The sequence below is a fragment of the Streptomyces sp. NPDC006309 genome, from assembly GCF_040613095.1.
Classification (GTDB): Bacteria; Actinomycetota; Actinomycetes; order Streptomycetales; family Streptomycetaceae; genus Streptomyces.
In genome coordinates this window covers 29437-46604 of record NZ_JBEXRO010000010.1, presented here as the reverse complement: position 1 = coordinate 46604, position 17168 = coordinate 29437, and the positions used below count along the sequence as shown (strand labels likewise).

Genomic DNA, 17168 nt, shown 5'->3' with positions numbered 1-17168 from the left:
CGGTGGCGGTGGTAGGCCGGCTACGTCCAGCGCGTCGCGGTCACAGCCGGCGCCCACCGGCACCGCATGAGGTGAACCGGCTCCACCGCGACCTGTCCCAGTCAGCCTTCTGCGCCGTCGGCGTCCTGCCCAGGAAGCGTGTCGGAGACACGGCACGCGCCGGCCGTCCGGTCCTGCCCCGCCGATCTTCCGCACGAACACGTCCGCTCGGCCACCGTACCGGCGCCTCGTCGAGCGGACGGGCGGTGAGAGAGTGGTCGCATGTGCGGTCGATACGTTGCCACCCGGCGCCCGCAGGACCTGGCGCCGCTGTTCCACGTCGCCCGGTGGCCTGCCACCGAGGCGCTCGCACCGAACTGGAACGTCGCCCCGACCGACGACGTCTGGGCCGTGCTGGAGCGCACCCCGCACGACGGTGGCGGTTCCGCGGCACCCGTGAGGGAGCTGCGGCCGCTGCGCTGGGGCCTGGTGCCGTCCTGGGCGAAGGAGCCGAAGATCGGCGCGCGAATGATCAACGCCCGGGTGGAGACCGTGCACGAGAAGCCCGCCTTCCGCCGCGCGTTCGTCAAACGCCGCTGCCTGCTTCCGGCGGACGGCTTCTACGAGTGGCAGCCCGGCAAGGACCCGGCCACCGGCAAGGCCCGCAAGCAGCCGTACTTCATCCACCCCGAGGACGACGAGGTGATGGCGCTCGCCGGCCTGTACGAGTACTGGCGCGACCCGGCCGTCGTACAGGACGACGACCCGGCCGCCTGGCTGATGACCTGCACCATCATCACCACCGAGGCCACAGACGCAGCCGGCCGCGTGCATCCGCGCATGCCCCTCGCGCTCACCGAGGATCACTACGAGGCCTGGCTCGACCCCACTCACCAAGAACCCGACGAACTGCGCGCTCTCCTCGGCCAGCCCGCCGGCGGGCATCTGGATGCGCGCCCTGTCTCCACGGTCGTCAACGACGTCCGCAACAACGGCCCTCAACTCCTCGACACGATCAGCCTGTAGCTGTGTCGGGCCGTACCGTGCCGAAACGCGAGCTGTGTCCTGGCCAGCCGATTCCTGCGCCCGTGTGCGTCACTCTCACCCTCGCGCTGCCCTCACAGCAGCTGCCCGTCTCTTCGCGGCCCAGGAAGGGAAGGCGGCGCCATGAGAATGGGCTCCGGCAGCTCGCCGCTGAAGCCCCGGGGGACGTGTACTCGCGCGACAACCGCCGTGCGCCCACGGCCTCGAAGACGCCGGCGTCTCGGTCTGCCATCGGGCGGCGTCGGCCATCTGAAGAGAACTCGCCACCGGACGAGGCGAATGCATGGCTACGCTTCAGGTGTCCCGGGTGCTGGCAAGCTGGGGGCGCAAGCCGGCCTGGCGGCGGTGCGCCGTCGTCGAACGGCGCCATCGTCGCCCACGGCACTGTTCCGCTGATTCTTGGAGCCTCGCCACGGCTCCGACGTCAGGCGCGGCTCAGGGGCGGGCCTCCAGCACCTCCAGGGCGCCGGTCCGGGTGTCGTAGCTGCGCAGGGTGGTGAGCCGGACCGACAATGGGGGCGCCGGCAGCAGTTCGGGGACCCGCCGGTCGGCGAAGGCACCGGCCCGCCGGGTCCGGCCGAGGGTGATGTGCGGGCTCCAGCGTCCTGGGGCGTGGAAGGGGTTGAGGGTCTCGGGCGGGCTGTCCGAGGCGACCGCCTCCCACACCCGGCGGTGCAAGCCGGCCAGCTCGGAGTCGAGGTCCAGCGCCCAGGCCAGCACCGAGGTGGGCCGCTCGAAACGGACCACACCGGTGCACCGCACCGGCAGCGGCAGGGCGGCGGCCACCTCGGCGAGCTCCCAGCGGATCGAGGCGGTCAGCTCCGGGCAGGCGGCCAGGGTGAGGTGCGGGCTGTTGGTCGGTGAGCGGTGACGCGCCTGACTCGGCAGCCCCGCGTCCGCGAGCCGCCGCCAGGCCTCCCGGACCGCTAGCTCTGCCGCCTCGTCCAACAGGAGCTCGACCGTGCGCACCGCCGTAGCCTACCGGCGATCGGCTGCGGTTCCGTCGTTGCCGGGCCGTCAGGCCGGAGGCTGGGCAGGGTCCCGCGGGGTCGGTCTCCTCGATGACGGTCCGGCCGCATGTCCTTCGCGTCCTCACCGACCTGAGCTGGTGACCTAACGTCACATATCCGCACCGTCGTCGTGCCCACTCGGGCCCCTCGCCAAGAGGTCCTCGGGAGTCCCGACAACCACGACTGCCACATCGCCTGGACATCGTTCATCGCACCAGGATGCCCCGCCGGTTGCCAGCACCATCGAGATCAAGGACCCACGCGGCCTCGACAACATCCGCTGCGACGTCGCCGACGGCACCGCCGGCTTCCTGCCTCGTCGTCGTCCGCCCCGATGGAGCGCTGCCAGGGCGGCACAGGGCGCTGTTCAGGCGGTGCGCTTGCGCTCCGTGGCCTGGATCGGGAGTGCTCGGCCCGGGCTCACGTGCTCGGTGCGGGCGGCCTCCAGCAGCAGGCGCCAGGAGCTCACCATCGGGCGGCGCCGCAGAAGACCGCGGCGTTCACGCTCGGTCATGCCTCCCCAGATGCCGTGTTCGATGCGGTTGTCGAGAGCGTGGGCGAGGCATTCGGTCCGGACCAGGCAGCCGTCGCACAGGGCCTTCGCCCGATTCTGGGCCGCGCCCTCGACGAACAACTCCTCAGGGTCCGCAGTGCGGCACTTCGCCCATGTCTCCCACTCCCGATCGCCCGTTGCCATTGCCGGCTGTCCCTCCCCGTACGGGTTTCCCCCGCCTGCGGGGGCTTGGTGCAGACCGTATGCCCATGACACGGAGATGATGATCCCCTCCGCAGTTCCAACCCTTACGAGGGACGCCACCGTTGACAGCGACGGCCACTAGTGCTGTGACCTCGATCGATGCGCGAACTGGTCGTCCACCTGCGCAAAGCCCACGGACGCTGATCCGGATCGACCGCGAGGTGTTGAAGAAACGCGCCCAGGGCGGCCATGGCGCTTTCGCATCAACGCCCACACGGCCGAGGCCACCGCCCACGGCACCGGAGCCGCGACTCCCGGCCTGACGCGGTGGGCTGTCAGGCGCTCTCGGGGCCGGACGGGTCGGCCCACTCGACGAACTGGATGATCACGCCGTTGGGGTCGGTGACCTGGAAGAGGCGTTCGCCCCAGGGTTCCTCGCGCAGCGGCATGGTGATCTCGACGCCCTCGGCGCGCAGCCGCTTCTCGTTGTTCTCGATGTCGGTGCTGGTGAAGGCGAGGATCAGGCCGGTAGCGTGCTGGTCACGCTGTTCGGCCGGCAGCACCTCGGTGCCACGTGCGAGCAGGACGATGTCCACCGCAGCGTCGTCGCGGGCCAGGGAGGCGAACCCCTCGGCGCTGGCCTGCTCGACGTAGCCGAGGTGGGCGGTGAAGAACCGCTGGGACGCAGCGACATCGTCGACGGTGAGCGAGATGGTGGACGCGGTGATCTGCAAGACCGTTCTCCTCATGGATCGGCGAAGCCTGTCGCCGCTGGTAGGCGAGGTGGTCGGGCGTGATCGTCGGTGGGCGTGTGGCTCCGGGGCCGAGACGGCGGGTGCTCCACGTTGTCGAACGCCGCCCACGGGGCAGTGGCAGCCAGCGGCTGGAGCACCGCGGACCCAGGCGTTGGCGCGGCCCTCCCTGACAGGGTGACGCCCGCAAACGTCCTGGACATGTGCGTTGATGCCATGCCCCTCACAGCGTCATCGGGTACGCGCCCGAGGATAGGGAGCCGACCCGGAGCGATGTGCAACACGTCTGGCGATGACGGTCATCGGGCGCTTGCGGCGGGACGGACGACGATTTCGTTGACGTCGACCTGCGAAGGCTGGGAAAGGGCGTAGGCGATGGCCTCCGCGATGGCGGAAGCGGGCAGTGCCGCAGCGCGGTAGGTCTTCATGGCCTGCCTGGCGGCCGGGTCGGAGATGCTGTCGGCGAGTTCGGACTCGGTCACGCCCGGGGATACGAGGGTGACGCGGATGGTCCCGGCGGACTCCTGGCGCAGTCCTTCGGAGATCGCGCGGACGGCGAACTTGGTGGCGCAGTAGACGGCAGCGGTGGGAGAGACCTCGTACGCGCCGACGGAGGCGATGTTCACGAAGTGTCCGCCGCCCTGAGCGCGCATCACGGGCAGCGCGGCGGCGATGCCGTGCAGGACTCCCCGCACGTTCACGTCGATCATCCGGTCCCACTCGTCGGTTCTCAGCGCGTCCAGCGGCGAAAGCGGCATCACCCCGGCGTTGTTGACCACCACGTCCACGCGGCCGTACTGCTCGCGGGCGGCGGACACGAAGGCCCGGACGTCGGCGGCATCGGTGACATCCAGCCGCTGGAACGTCGCGGTGCCGCCTGCGGTCGTGATTTCCCTGGTGAGCGCGTCGAGACGATCGGTGCGCCGCGCTCCGAGGAACAGGCGGTGGCCGTCGGCGGCAAGCCGACGGGCGGTCGCCTCCCCGATCCCGCTGCTCGCTCCGGTGACCGCCACGACCTTGGCTGCGTCTGTCATGCCTGCTTTTCCTCTCGGTGGAGCACGAGGTGCTCGTGGTGGAGCACGCCATCACGGATGTCGCCCGTCGCGGTGAACCCGGAGTCGTCGACGCAGTCGATGTGGCCGCCGGTCACCGTGCAGTGGCCCGTGCAGGCGCTGTGCCGGGTACCGCGGGCCTCGACGTACCGGCCGTCCGCCCGCAACTCCTGACGGATGTGACCGTCTGCGGTCACCCACATGCCGACCACGTCGGCATGGCACTCCTCCGTGTTCCCTGTCATGGCGGACTCTCCTCGTCCATGGGTGCGGGTCTGTCCTGCCCGAACGAGTCTGGACAGAACGGGGACCGCAGGCCAGGACGTGTGGTGCCTGGGTGCACGGCACCCAGGCACCGCACGGCTTGCGCGGCCTAGCCTGAGGAGATGACCGACAACAACCACCTGGGAGAGTTCCTGCGCGCAGGCAGGGCGGCGCTGCGGCCGCAGGACGTCGGCATGGCGAGTTACGGCGTGCGCAGGGTCACCGGTCTGCGCCGTGAAGAGGTCGCGGTCCTGGCCGGGGTGAACGCGGACTACTACACCCGCTTGGAACAGGGGCGTGAACGACACCCCTCGGCCCAAGTGCTCGACGCGCTCGGCCGCGCCCTGCGTCTGGGTCCCGATGCCCGGGCACACCTGCACCAGCTGGCCGGGACAGTGCCGGGCAACCAGTTCACCCACACCACGGACCGCGTCAGTCCCGCCCTTCGCCAGTTGATGGACGGCTACCCGGGTGCCCCGGCGTTCGTCATCAATCGGACCTTGGACGTGCTGGCGGGCAACGCCCTGGCCGAAGCCCTCCACTCACCCTTCGAACAGGCGGACAACCTGGCCCGCATGGCCTTCCTCGACCCGGCGGGCCGGCAGTTCTACGCCCGGTGGGACTGCACGGCGCAGGCCACCGTCGGCCACCTGCGTCAGGCGGCCGGACCCGACCCGGACAACCCACGGCTACGAGAACTCGTCCGCGTCCTCACCGAGCACAGCACGGACTTCGCTCGCTTGTGGAACGCCCACGCCGTCCGTGGCAAGACCCGGGACGCCAAGTACTTCCTCCACCCGGACGTCGGGCCCCTGACGCTCACCTACCAGGCCTTCGACGTACGCGACGCTCCGGGCCAGCAACTCATCATCTACCAGGCCGAACCCGGCAGCCCCGACGCCCAGGCCCTGGACCTTCTCGGCTCCCTCCACGCCACCTCGAAGCAGGCAACCATGTAGCCATGAAGCCGGGCTCGCCTTCACGAACCCGCTCGACCCCGCTCCTCATCAACCGAACGCGAAGGCCCTGAGCGGCTCTTGCATCGCCCATTCCGTCAGGGCGATAAGACCGTCTCCTGAAGTGGTGAGGCGTCATCCGGAGCTTCCGCAGAAACCCGTTGGCGAACCACGGCGACCGTTGCTAATCTCACGGAGGCCGTGCGAGAGAACAAGGAGGTGGTACCCGTGAACGCAGTACTGACATGGGTGCTCCCCTCCGGGGTCACGGTCGGGCGATAGGTCGTCCGGGAGTGCCGTTCAGCAGCACTCCCGAAAGGCACGACCATGCGATTCACTTCTGAACAGCGCCTCGATGACGACGTCATCGAACGTGAATTCACCCTCGGTGAGATTCCCGGCGTCCTGTGGACGCCTGGATCAGGGCCAGCCCCGCTGATCCTGATCGGCCACCCCGGTGGCTTCCACAAGCGGCTTCCCCGGGTGGTGGCCCGGGCCCGGCACTACGCGGCGGAGTACGGCTTCGCGGCGGCCGCCATCGACGCACCCGGGTGCGGTGACCGGCCCCGTTCCGCCGTCGATGAGCAGGCCCGGGCCGACCTCCGCCGGGCGATGCAGGCCGGTGAGCCGGTCGATGAGATCCTCGACGCCTTCATCGTCCCGCTGGTCGAGAAGGCGGTCCCTGAATGGCGGACCACTCTGGACGCCCTCCTTTCGCTGCCCGAGATCGGCGGCTCGGTCGGGTACGACGGGATGAACGCCATCGGCATTCGGCTGGCGGTGGTCGATCCGCGCATCTCGGCCGCCGTCTTCTTCGGCATGGGTTTCGTGCCCGACCTCCTGCGCGAGGAGGCCCGGCGAGTCACCATTCCGCTGCAGTTCCTGATTCAGTGGGATGACGAAGGGAACGACCGGCGAACGGCCCTGGACTTGTTCGACACCTTCGGCGCCAAGGAGAAGACGCTGCACGCCAACTTGGGCGGCCACGCCGGTACACCGTGGTTCGAGGTGGATGACGCGGCCCGGTTCTTCACCCGGCATTTGAGCTAGCCTCCGGCCGGCCCCGCGCCCGGTCACGGCGGTACCGCCGTCGGCGGTACCGGCGGGTCGGGGCCGCGCTAGCACCTGGAGGATGTCGTCCGAACCGCCAAGGAGCACGACCCGGTCTGCATGCGGGTGATCACACCCGGAGTCCAGTACCCCCGCAGCCCCGGGCGCGCCCGAGGAGGGAACACCCCGCTCCGTGTGTCGGCGGCCGGCGGCCGAGATGGTGAGCCGGGGCGCGTCACGCCCGTCTCGTGGGTGTCAGGAGCCGGCTTTCAGCGACGGTTTGTCGCCTGTCAGCACCGGGGCGCTGCGCACGAGGCGCAGTCCCGTCGTCAGCAGGAGGCCCCCGACGATGTTGCCGAGGACCGCCCAGGCCAGCCAACGAAGCCAGTCGGTGTAACCGTAGGGCGTCCTGCCGGTGTGCAGGCCGGCGAACGCGATCAGGGAGTCCAGGACCGAGTGCCACAGTCCGAGCCCGGCCAGGACGAACGCGGTGGTGATCGATGCGGTGATCTTCCCGGCCATCGACTCGGTGCCGTGGTGCATACGGGTCATGAGCGTGATGACGCCGCCGCCCAGCACGGCGAGGCAGAAGGTGCCCAGTGTGTAGCCCCCGTCGACGAAACGCGCGCCAGAAGCAGCCGCCGTGCGGTGCAGGTCCGGGTAAGCCTGCATGACCAGCCAGGTGAACAGCCATCCGCCGGTCAGGTTCATCACCAGGACCGTCACCCACATCCGTACCAGGTCCAGCCAGGAGGCCGCACCGGCGATGACGGTGGCGACGGGTACCAGGAAGCCTTCCGTGAACAGCTCGCTGTGACCGAGCAGCAAGGCGATGAGCCCCACGGAGAAGGCCAGCCCGGCCAGCAGTTCACTGCCGGTCACCTGCCGCACGAACAGCAGCGTCATGACACCGACACCTACGTCGATACCGCCCAGCAGCGAGGTGGCCACCAATGACGTCCAGGTGCGGTGCAACCGTGGCCGGCCCTCGTCCACGATCCGTTCCGCCGCTTCGGCGACCCGCCGCTCCCCGGGCCCCTGCATGATCGGGTCATCCGGCTGCATGACGGTTCCTCCGGTCTCACGTCGGCACGGGAACACGTCGCCGGTGTCGTGAGACCGGAGCGTTCCCGCAGTGATCTTCGGTGAGATCGTCCCCGGATGCCGTCACCCACGCCGTCCTAACCCGGCCGCAGTTCACTGACCCGATCGGTGCGCGGCATCGCTCACCGCGTTGGCCGAAACGGCGGAGACGTCGGACTCGTGGTGCGTATTCTGTGGAGGTGATCGGACCAGAGCGTTTGACTGTCTTCCTGACCGTTGTAACCGTGCTGATCGCTGTGCCGGGGCCGAGTGTCCTTTTCGTGGTGAGCCGAGGGGTGGCACTGGGCCGGAAGGCCGCTGTGTCGACGGCGGTGGGGAACGAAGCGGGGCTGCTCGTCCAGGTGGTGCTGGTGGCGTTCGGGCTGGGGGAAGTGCTTGCCCGCTCCCTCCTGATCTTCTCGATCCTGAAGTTCGCCGGTGCGCTGTATCTCGTCTATCTCGGTGTCCAGGCCTGGCGGCGACGCAAGCTGCTGATGGTGGAGGATCAGACCGTGTCGGCGCCGGCCCGTCCGGCACGGATCTTCCGGGAGGGCTTCATCGTCGGGGTGAGCAATCCCAAGGGACTGCTGATCTTCGGCGCGGTACTGCCGCAGTTCGTCGACGCGTCGACGGGAAACGCGCAGGTGCAGTTGTTGCTGCTCGGCCTGATCTGTGTCCTGATCGCGTTGATCTCGGACGCGGCATGGGGCCTCCTCGCCGGAACGGCCCGCAACTGGCTTGCCGGTTCACCGCGTCGGCTGTCCTGGATCGGTGGGGCGTCGGGCGTCGCGATGGTCGGCCTGGGGGTCCGGCTCGCGTTCAGCGGCCGGGAATGAAACGGGATCGAGCCCGCCCCGCCCCTGCGGGTCCGGCGCCCAGGACACGGGCCGGCGCGGTCGCCCGGATCAGCTGGCCCGTTCGGCCCGGGTGAGGCCCAACTCGTACGCGACCGCGACCGCACTGGCCCGGTTCCGTAGGCCGAGCTTCATGAGCACGTTCTGCACGTGTGTCTTGACCGTGCTCTCGCTCACCACCAGTTCTCCGGCGATCTCCGCGTTCTTCAAGCCGCGCGCCAGGAGTGTGAGGACCTGCCGCTCGCGGAGTGTGAGCAGGTCGAGCGCCGTATGGTGGACGGACTGTCTGCGGGACGGTGTGCGGTCGGGCTCGCCCTGCTCGGGTACGCCGATGCGGTAGCCCCCGGAGACGAGTCTTATGGCGGACACCAGGAATGCCGGCTCCTCCCACGCCAGCACCAGCCCCCCGGCACCGAGTTTTTCCGCTTCCGCGTGGATGGGGTTGTTCGCGTCATTACTCAGCAGCAGCATGCGCGAGACCCCGGCACCGGCATAGTGGGCGGCCCGGTGCATCAGGTGCACGACGTCGATGGACCGGCAGGCGGTGTTGATCACGAGCACGTCCAACGACGAGTCGAGAGTGGCTTCGAGCGCCGTCGCACTGTCCCGGGCGCTGCCGATGAGTGTGAGGTCGGGGTACGCCCGCAGAACATCGACGAGCCCGGCGTGCACCAGGCTGGAGTCGTCGATCAGGAAGATGCGCAACGGGGCCCGCTTCTCGACGCCGTCCAGGCCGTCCGATGTTGGATTCCGGTCGGTTCGAGCGTCACGCACGAGGCCCTCCTGTGCCGCGAGCCGCAGCATTGGACCGAATCGAACAAGGCGTCATCCTCTCCCACACCCTCAGTCCGGAGTGCGTGTTTTTTCGCCATATCCGATCGGCAAGTGCGTGAAGGCGGGAATTGGCTACTTCGGCCTAGTCCGTTCGACGCGATGTCCTCCCGCGATCCGTCCGATCTGCCGAAGACGTCGCCCGGCGATCACGCCTAGGGTCACCCGACATGACACGTAGCGTGGTGATCCTGGGTGGTGGAACGGCTGGGTGGATGACCGCCTCCTACTTACGGGCGGCCTTCGCGGACAGCGTCGACGTCACCGTGGTGGAGTCCCGGCGGATCGGTACCATCGGGGTCGGGGAGGCAACCTTCAGCACGGTCCGCCACTTCTTCGACTACCTCGGTCTCAGCGAGGCCGACTGGATGCCGGAATGCAACGCCACCTACAAGCTGGCGGTACGGCTGGAGAACTGGCGGGCACCTGGCACGCACTTCTACCATCCGTTCGAACGGATGCGGATCGTCGACGGGGTGCCCCTCACCGACTGGTGGCAGAAGGTCGGCGGGACGGACCGCTTCGACCGGGACTGCTTCCTCATACCCTGGCTCTGCGACGCGAAGGCATCCCCCAGGTACCTGGACCACCGACTGTTCGAGCAGGATTTCGACGAGGACCCCCACCGCCCCCTCTACCGGACCACGCTCGCCGAGCAGAACACCCAGTTCCCCTACGCCTACCACTTCGACGCCTCCCTCCTCGCCGACTTCCTGAGCCGCTACGCCGTCGAGCGCGGTGTCCGCCGGATCATCGACGACGTCGTGGACGTGCGGCTCGACGAGCAGGGCTGGATCGACCGCCTCGTCACCCGCGAGCACGGCGACCTGACCGCCGACCTCTACGTCGACTGCTCGGGATTCCGCAGCAGGCTGCTCGGCGACGCCCTGGGGGAACCGTTCATCTCCTTCCAGGACTCCCTCCCCAACGACCGCGCGGTGGCCCTGCGGGTCCCCGTCGACACCGCCGTACGGGGCATCAGGCCGTGCACCACGGCCACCGCCCAGGAGGCGGGATGGATCTGGACCATCCCGCTGCTCGACAGGATCGGCACCGGATACGTCTACGCGGCCGACTACTGCGCACCCGAGGAGGCGGAGCGCGTCCTGCGCGACTTCGTCGGACCCGCGGCCGCGGACCTGGAAGCCAACCACATCCGCATGCGGATCGGCCGCTCCGACCGGGCCTGGGTGAACAACTGCGTGGGTATCGGGCTGTCCGCCGGGTTCGTCGAACCGCTCCAGTCGACCGGGATCTTCCTCATCCAGCACGCGATCGAACAGCTCGTCAGGTACTTCCCCGGCACGAACCGCGACCCGGTGCTGCGCGACACCTACAACCTCAGCACGGCCAGGGCCGTCGAGGGCGTACGTGAGTTCCTGATCCTGCACTACCGGGGCGCCGCCCGCGTGGACAACGACTACTGGCGCGACGCGAAGAAGCGCCCGCTGCCCGACGACATGGCGGTGCGCCTGGAACAGTGGACGAGCAGGCTCCCCGACAACAACACCACCTACCCCTACTACCACGCTTTCGAGCCCTACAGCTACGTCTGCATGGCCCTCGGGCTCGGCGGTCTCCCGCTGCGTCACCCGCCCGCGCTGGACCTCGTCGACACCCGCGCGGCACGGCACGAGCTGACGCGGGTACGGCAACAGGCGCGCAAGCTCGTGGAGACGCTGCCCAGCCAGGTGGAGTACCTCTCAGGGCTGCGCTGATGACGGTCGCCCCCCGGTCCCCGGCGGCGCTGCCGGTGGTGCTGGCCGTGGCCCGGCCGGCCCGCCGGGCGGCGCCGCCGGAACGCCGCGCACCGCTCACCGGGGAGACCGCCCTCGGCCTGGTGCTGGTGGCGTCGGTGACCACGGTCGTCCCCGGCCCGCTGCCGGCGCTCGCGGTCCGGTACCCCGCCGCCGGAGCACCGCCACGGCCCGCGTCCCGGGAGCTGTTCCGTGACGGGGTCTGACACGGCCACTCAGGACACGACTGCGGGTGAAGAGGGCTTCAGGGCCCTGATGTCCCTGTTCCCCACGGGCGTTGCGGTGATCGGGGCCCTCGACATGGCCGGCCGGCCCTGGGGCATGACCTGCTCGTCGCTGTGCAGCGTCTCCCTCAGCCCGCCCACCCTGCTGGTGTGCGTGCGCAGCGGCAGCCCCACGCTGGACGCGCTGAGGAGCACCGGGGCGTTCAGCGTCAACCTGCTGCACCACTCCGCCCGGGACGTTGCGGAACTGTTCGCCTCCGGCGACCCGGACCGCTTCCGGCGGACGGCCTGGCATCTGCCCGGCACGGCGGCCGGCCCCCATCTGCGGGACGCCGCGCACGCCGTGGGCGACTGCCGGGTCGACAGCGTGCGGCAGGCCGGGGACCACACCGTGGTCTTCGGCCGTGTGACCCGGGTGAGCGTCGGCACCGGACCCGAACGGACCCCGCTGCTGTACGGGTTGCGGCGGTACGCCGCATGGCCGTCGGCCAGTAGCGTGGCGGAGCCCGGCCGGTCCCGGCCGGGCTCCGCCGACGAGGAGTGAGATGTCGCAGCCCGTGGAGCCCACCCGTGTCCTGTCGCCCGAAGAGGTGCTCCGCAGATCCGGAGTGCCGTTCACGGTCCTCGACCACGTTCCCATCGTGGGACGGCAGGACGCCGAGACCGAACTCGGGCTCGCCACCGAGCAGTTACTGAAGACCATGGTCTTCAGGACGGCCGACGGCGGCTTCGTGCTCGCCGCGCTGCCCGTCACCGGCCGCGTCAACTACGGCCGGCTGGCCCGGGCGGCGGGCGTGTCCCGTTCCAAGCTCCGGCAGGCCGAGCCCGGGGAGCTGAGCCTGCTGGGCATGGAACCGGGCGGCGCGAGCCCGGTGTGCGGCGTGTCGGACGCCGTGATCGTCTTTGACGCGTCGGTGACGCGCATGGACATCGTGTACTGCGGCAGCGGGCGTGCCGACCGGACCGTACGGATGGAGGCCGGGCGCCTGATCGAGGTGGTGAATCCGAGGATCGAGGAACTCTCCTCGTGAACCGGGAAGGCGGTGTGTGCCTGGACAGCCGGACCACACCGCCTTCCGTGTCTTCCGTGTGCCCGGGTCAGCCGTCCTGGTCCCGCCGGCCGTCGAACCGCTCCGGGGCGAACGGCTCGGCGCCCGCCGGACGGCGCCCGGCCATCAGGTGCTCCGTCAGCAGCCTGGCCGTCCCGGGCGCCAACGGCATGCCGTCGATCCCGAAGCCGGTGAGCAGCCACAGCCCCGGAGCGCCGGGCGCCGGGCCGACGACGGGCAGACCGTCGGGGGACATCGGGCGCACACCCGACCACGCCGCGCGCACCGGTGTCTTGGCCAGCACCGGGGCGTGCCGGATCGCCGCCGCCGCGATCATCGGGACCGCCTCCTCACCGTCCCGTATGTCGTCGAGCTGTAGCGCGGGGCCGCTGCTGGAGCCGAGCACGACCTCCCCGCTCGGCAACGGCTGCAACGAGAAGACGACCTGGGCGCCCCCCGCCGGCGCGGGAGCGGCGACGTCGGCCAGCAACGGCGGTCCGTTGCGCTTCAGTCCGACCGGGCCGTGCCAGGTGGACTGCATGAGTGTGTGGCGGAACACCGCACCCGTCACCGGCGCGGTGCGCAGCAACCAGCCACGTGCTCCGAACACCGGCACATCGGTGCCGGCCTGCTGGGCCAGGCTTCGCGACCACGGTCCGGCCGCGAGGACCACCGCGCCCGCTGCCAGCGGACCACCGTCCGTGACCACACCGGTGACCCGCTCGCCGTCCGTCGACAGCCCCCGGACCGTCGTGTGCGTGCGGATCTCGGCGCCCGCACGGGCGGCCCGGACAGCCAGGGCCGCGGCCGTCAGGACCGGGTGGAGGGCGTGCGCCCCCTCGACCACCACCGCGCCCGCCAGGTCGGGGGCGAGGCCGGGCTCCAGTTCCCGCAGTTCACGGGAGCTGATCGGATGGGCCGGGAACCCGCCTTCGGACAGCGCCCGGCCGTGGCCTTGCGCCCGGTCCATGCCGTCTTCGTCCGCCGCGACCAGCAGATAGCCGTGCGGACGGAACCGGAAGGGCACCTCGCTCTCCCGGTCGGCCTGTGCGTAGTAGGCGACCGCCTCGGCGAACAGGCCACCGCAGGCGGGCAAGGGGCTCGGCAGCAGACCGCCCTGGTTGCGGCCGGTGGCACCGCCGGCCAGGGTGCCGCGCTCCAGGAGGAGCACGCTCAGTCCCCGCTCGGCCAGCCGCTCGGCGGCGGCACAGCCTGCTATGCCACCGCCGACCACGATCACGTCATGCGCCATGGCATCCGCTTCCTTCCATGGAGTGCTCGGCAGTGCGGGTGGAGGGAGAGGGGAAGGTGCATTCGGGGGAGGAATGCCGTAGGAAGTCGCGGGCGATGTGCCCGAGGAGCTCCGGGACGGCAGGCTCGATCTCCTCGATCCGGGGCGCCCGCAGCGCCTCCGGCTTCTCGGCTCGGCTGGAGGCGGACGCCGGGTACAGGCCGTTGGCCGCGAGATCGTGCCGCACCGCCCGTAGCCGGCGCAGGAGTTGTGCGGCGACCTCCTCGGGGGCGCAGGGTGCGCGGAAAGTGAGGAAGTAGGTGTCGAACAGGGCCGCCCGGACGTCGCGCGGCAAGGGACGGCAGTTGCCCGTCGCCGACTGGAGCAGCGAGGGGGCGTCCGGCACCAGCTTCGCGGCGATGCCCTCGTGCACCCGCTCGTTCAGTGCGCACTCCTCGCTGAGTGCGTCGGACCGGCCGTCCCAGGCAGCGGGGAGCCGGCCGCGCAGCAGTGCCCGCACGGGCCCGTAGTCGCGGGCCCAGGCACCGCTGAAGGCGGGGTGGTGCAGCGCCATGCTCGGCCTGATGATCCGGAGGTAGACGTCCCGCGTGCAGGACGCCGTGTAGAGCAGCATGGCGGAGTAGCCCCGTACCAGGCGCCCCATGGCGGCCGTGTCGTCCGGCGGCGCGGCGACGGCTGCCTCGGCGGCCCGCCGTCCCAGCTCCTGCCAGAGCATGAAGGTGACTTGGTGGCCGGTGATCCACCGGAACCAGAACAACCGCTCCGCCCAGTCGGCGGTAACCGGGGCGTCCGACTCGGCATCCGGGTCCGGTCCCTGGCCGAGAAGCTCCGCATACCGTCGCATCAGCTGACCGTCGGCGTCGCAGCACACCGGGTCGGGAGGCAGCATCAGGGGTTCGAGCCCGTAGGCCCGGCCACCGTACTCGGGGACGAAGGCTTCCAGCAGACCGGTGGCCGAGTTGGCGTCCAGCGCGCTCACCGGCCCTCGGCCTCCGCCGGTATGTGGGTGAACTCGTACTCCAGCCCGTTGACGTCGTAGGCGTAGAAGCTGCTCACCCCGTCGTCGTCCACGACGATGTCCGTAGGGGGTTCCGGGCGGGCGAAGACGTAGCCGCCCGAGGCGAACAGCCGTTGCCAGCGGTCCCGCCACTGTGTCAGTTCCGAGCGGGACGCGGCGGTCATGCACACGTGCTGGAACTGGAGGGTGTCCGGGTGCGGCGGAGCGTAGGCGGCCGAACGGGTGAACACATGGAACCGGGTACCCGCGGCCGTCACCTCGGTCAGCCGGGTGATGCCGGGCAGCCGGTCGCGGGTCAGGGCGGAGAAGGTGTCGAGGGTCCAGGCGGCGGTGCCGCCGAAGAAATCGGTGTACCACGCGACGCAGTTGTCGAGATCGGCCGTTTCGACCGCCAGATGGTGCAGTGCGGCCCGTGGGGGGCGGCCGGGCGGTTTCGTTTCGTCCGCGGGGAGAGACACGGGTGTGGATCCTTTCGAGGGGTTCATCGGGCGATCGCGTACGCCTGCTCGCCGCGCGGCGAAGCGGCGGCGAGCAGCAGCCCGTCGCCGGGTTCGACGCCCACGGCGCACACCTTTCCCAGCGACCAGTCCGCAACGGGCACGAGGATGTGCCCGCGGCGGGTCAGGCCCGAGGCGGTCTCGTCCGGGCGGCGGCTCTCGATCCGTACGGCGAGCGGCCGGTACGTGCGGGGGGTGAACGAGGACGGGACATGCTCGGAGTGGAAGGCGAGGGTCTCCACGGCGCGTTGCAGATCGAGTCCGAAGTCGACGTGCGCCAGGAAGAAGCCCAGCGTCCACTGGTCCTGCTGGTCGCCGCCCGGTGTGCCGAACGCCAGCCGGGCCCGGCCCTCCTGGGTGACGAGAGTGGGACTGAGCGTGGTGCGGGGTCTCTTCCCCGGTGCCAGGGAGTTGGGATGCCCCTCCTCCAGCCAGGCCATCTGGCCCCGTGTGCCCAAAGGGAAGCCGAGACCGGGGACCACGGGGGAACTCTTCAGCCAGCCGCCGCTGGGAGTGGCGGCCACCATGTTGCCGTGCCGGTCGGTGACCGTCAGACAGCAGGTGTCGCCGCGTGCCTCGGTCGCCGCCACGACAGGGGGCACCACCGTGGGCAGCCCGTCGTACAACTGCCCCTGCCAGTGGGGGCCGGCGGGTGGATCCGCCCGGTCCGGCGGCGGGATGCGCGGCGACCGGCCCGCCGGGGCGCCGGGGCGCAAGGTGTCGGAGGCCAGGTCGCCGACGAGCCGGCGGCGGTCGTCGGTGTAGTCGTCGGCCAGGAGCGCGGCCAGGGGTACGTCGGTGAAGTCCGGGTCGCCGTACCAGGCTTCCCGGTCCGCGTAGGCCAGCTTGGCGCACTCGATCACGGTGTGCAGATGGTCTGAGCTGTCCAGACCCGTCGCCGCGAGGTCGAACCCCTCCAGCAGAGCGAGCTGCTGGAGGAAGACCGGGCCCTGCGACCACGGGCCGGGCTTGTGCACCTCCAGACCCCGGTAGTCGCGGCTCACCGTGGCCTCCGTACGCGGCTCCCAGCGGGCCATGTCGTCCCCGGTGAGCAGCCCCCGGTGACGCCGTCCGGTCGAATCCAGTACGTCGGTGCCCCGCAGATGGGCATCGATGGTCTCGGCGACGAAGCCACCGTAGAACGCCCGGTGGGCAGCGCGTATCTGCTGCTCACGGCCGGGGCCGGCGGCTTCGGCCTCCTTGAGGATCCGCCGGTAGGTCTCGGCCAGCGCCACGTTGCGCAGCCGGGAACGTGGACGGGGTGGTGCGCCGTCCACCAGGTAGGTGCGTCCGGACTCCGCCCACTCGCCACGGAACAGCTCCGCCAGCACCGCGATGGCCTCGGCAGCCTTCGGCAGCACCGGATAGCCGTGCGCCGCGTAGCCGATGGCGTGGTGGAGGACCTGGCCGAGGCGCATCGTGCCGTGCTCTTCCAGCACCTTCAGCCAGGCCCCGAACGCCCCGGGGACGGTGGCCGGGAGCACCCCCGAGCCGGGGATCCGGGACAGGCCGAGCGCCCGGAACGCCGCAGGCGTGGCCGCCTGCGGCATCGGGCCCTGTCCGCAGATCACCTGGGCGCGGCCCGAGGCGGCGTCGAAGAAGAGGATCGGCACATCGCCGCCCGGCCCGTTCAAATGGGGTTCGACCACCTGGAGGACGAAGCCGGCGGCGACGGCGGCGTCGAAGGCGTTCCCGCCGGCCTCCAGCGTGGCCATACCTGCCGCCGATGCCAGCCAGTGGGTCGAGGACACCGCGCCGAAGGTGCCCCGCAACTCGGGACGCGTCGTCACCACCACAGC

19 protein-coding genes are annotated in these 17168 nt (G+C 70.5%); 8 read left to right on the top strand and 11 right to left on the bottom strand.

The features are described 5' to 3' along the window. Positions 1 to 261: 261 nt before the first annotated feature. Positions 262 to 1005 (top strand): SOS response-associated peptidase, encoded by a 744-nt coding sequence (locus ABZ117_RS15730; RefSeq protein WP_356821076.1) that lies wholly within the window; start codon positions 262 to 264, stop codon positions 1003 to 1005. Positions 1006 to 1458: 453 nt separating this feature from the next. Here the strand turns inward: ABZ117_RS15730 and ABZ117_RS15725 are convergent, their stop codons facing one another. The 5 genes from ABZ117_RS15725 to ABZ117_RS15705 all read right to left on the bottom strand — a co-directional run bounded on the left by ABZ117_RS15725 (position 1459) and on the right by ABZ117_RS15705 (position 4779). Further along, the gene (locus ABZ117_RS15725; RefSeq protein WP_356821074.1) at positions 1459 to 1992 is read right to left on the bottom strand and encodes a 2'-5' RNA ligase family protein; all 534 of its coding nucleotides are present in this window, start codon (positions 1990 to 1992) and stop codon (positions 1459 to 1461) included. A gap of 408 nt (positions 1993 to 2400) precedes the next feature. Then, the gene (locus ABZ117_RS15720; RefSeq protein ID WP_356821073.1) at positions 2401 to 2730 is read right to left on the bottom strand and encodes a WhiB family transcriptional regulator; all 330 of its coding nucleotides are present in this window, start codon (positions 2728 to 2730) and stop codon (positions 2401 to 2403) included. Between the two features lie 335 nt (positions 2731 to 3065). Further along, positions 3066 to 3464, bottom strand: coding sequence for a VOC family protein (locus ABZ117_RS15715; protein WP_356821071.1), 399 nt, complete (start codon positions 3462 to 3464; stop codon positions 3066 to 3068). A 317-nt stretch (positions 3465 to 3781) separates the two neighbouring features. Continuing rightward, positions 3782 to 4516, bottom strand: a complete 735-nt coding sequence (locus ABZ117_RS15710; protein ID WP_356821068.1) for an SDR family oxidoreductase — start codon at positions 4514 to 4516, stop codon at positions 3782 to 3784. Continuing rightward, entirely contained in the window at positions 4513 to 4779 is a 267-nt protein-coding gene (locus tag ABZ117_RS15705; RefSeq protein ID WP_356821066.1) for an Atu4866 domain-containing protein, read from the bottom strand. Before ABZ117_RS15705 ends, ABZ117_RS15710 begins: the two co-directional genes overlap by 4 nt. A 141-nt stretch (positions 4780 to 4920) precedes the next feature. On the opposite strand from ABZ117_RS15705, the gene ABZ117_RS15700 reads away from it, so the two are divergent. Both ABZ117_RS15700 and ABZ117_RS15695 read left to right on the top strand, forming a co-directional pair. Then, entirely contained in the window at positions 4921 to 5757 is an 837-nt protein-coding gene (locus ABZ117_RS15700) for a helix-turn-helix transcriptional regulator (RefSeq protein WP_356821064.1), read from the top strand. Between the two features lie 324 nt (positions 5758 to 6081). After that, the gene (locus ABZ117_RS15695) at positions 6082 to 6804 is read left to right on the top strand and encodes an alpha/beta hydrolase (protein WP_356821062.1); all 723 of its coding nucleotides are present in this window, start codon (positions 6082 to 6084) and stop codon (positions 6802 to 6804) included. Between the two features lie 255 nt (positions 6805 to 7059). Here the strand turns inward: ABZ117_RS15695 and ABZ117_RS15690 are convergent, their stop codons facing one another. After that, positions 7060 to 7869, bottom strand: a complete 810-nt coding sequence (locus ABZ117_RS15690) for a formate/nitrite transporter family protein (protein ID WP_356821060.1) — start codon at positions 7867 to 7869, stop codon at positions 7060 to 7062. A 218-nt stretch (positions 7870 to 8087) separates the two neighbouring features. On the opposite strand from ABZ117_RS15690, the gene ABZ117_RS15685 reads away from it, so the two are divergent. Continuing rightward, on the top strand, positions 8088 to 8723 hold the full coding sequence (locus ABZ117_RS15685) for a LysE family translocator (RefSeq protein WP_356821058.1): 636 nt from the start codon (positions 8088 to 8090) through the stop codon (positions 8721 to 8723). 69 nt (positions 8724 to 8792) lie between these two features. Here ABZ117_RS15685 and ABZ117_RS15680 read toward each other — a convergent pair whose 3' ends face one another. Further along, a complete protein-coding gene (locus ABZ117_RS15680; RefSeq protein WP_356821056.1) occupies positions 8793 to 9515 on the bottom strand; it encodes a response regulator transcription factor in 723 nt (240 codons plus the stop codon). A 227-nt stretch (positions 9516 to 9742) separates the two neighbouring features. Here ABZ117_RS15680 and ABZ117_RS15675 point away from each other — a divergent pair, with 227 nt between their 5' ends. From ABZ117_RS15675 to ABZ117_RS15660, 4 genes are read left to right on the top strand one after another with little or no spacing between them, the layout of a single operon-like run. Further along, entirely contained in the window at positions 9743 to 11290 is a 1548-nt protein-coding gene (locus ABZ117_RS15675) for a tryptophan halogenase family protein (protein WP_356821054.1), read from the top strand. Further along, positions 11290 to 11535, top strand: a complete 246-nt coding sequence (locus ABZ117_RS15670) for a hypothetical protein (protein WP_356821052.1) — start codon at positions 11290 to 11292, stop codon at positions 11533 to 11535. The genes ABZ117_RS15675 and ABZ117_RS15670 overlap by 1 nt, the downstream gene beginning before the upstream one ends. Next, complete coding sequence (locus ABZ117_RS15665; protein ID WP_356821051.1) at positions 11522 to 12097, top strand: flavin reductase family protein; 576 nt, start codon at positions 11522 to 11524, stop codon at positions 12095 to 12097. Before ABZ117_RS15670 ends, ABZ117_RS15665 begins: the two co-directional genes overlap by 14 nt. 1 nt (position 12098) lies before the next feature. Further along, positions 12099 to 12584 (top strand): YbaK/EbsC family protein, encoded by a 486-nt coding sequence (locus tag ABZ117_RS15660; RefSeq protein ID WP_356821049.1) that lies wholly within the window; start codon positions 12099 to 12101, stop codon positions 12582 to 12584. 67 nt (positions 12585 to 12651) lie between these two features. Here ABZ117_RS15660 and ABZ117_RS15655 read toward each other — a convergent pair whose 3' ends face one another. Genes ABZ117_RS15655 through ABZ117_RS15640 form a run of 4 tightly spaced genes read right to left on the bottom strand, consistent with a single transcriptional unit; the run spans position 12652 to position 17159 of the window. Further along, positions 12652 to 13854: an FAD-dependent oxidoreductase gene (locus ABZ117_RS15655; RefSeq protein WP_356821047.1), complete on the bottom strand. Its 1203-nt coding sequence runs from the start codon at positions 13852 to 13854 to the stop codon at positions 12652 to 12654. Further along, positions 13844 to 14833, bottom strand: a complete 990-nt coding sequence (locus ABZ117_RS15650; RefSeq protein WP_356821045.1) for an L-tyrosine 3-hydroxylase — start codon at positions 14831 to 14833, stop codon at positions 13844 to 13846. Before ABZ117_RS15650 ends, ABZ117_RS15655 begins: the two co-directional genes overlap by 11 nt. Further along, on the bottom strand, positions 14830 to 15330 hold the full coding sequence (locus tag ABZ117_RS15645; RefSeq protein WP_356821043.1) for a VOC family protein: 501 nt from the start codon (positions 15328 to 15330) through the stop codon (positions 14830 to 14832). The genes ABZ117_RS15650 and ABZ117_RS15645 overlap by 4 nt, the downstream gene beginning before the upstream one ends. A gap of 23 nt (positions 15331 to 15353) precedes the next feature. Then, positions 15354 to 17159 (bottom strand): gamma-glutamyltransferase family protein, encoded by a 1806-nt coding sequence (locus ABZ117_RS15640; RefSeq protein ID WP_356821041.1) that lies wholly within the window; start codon positions 17157 to 17159, stop codon positions 15354 to 15356. Positions 17160 to 17168 lie beyond the last annotated feature (9 nt).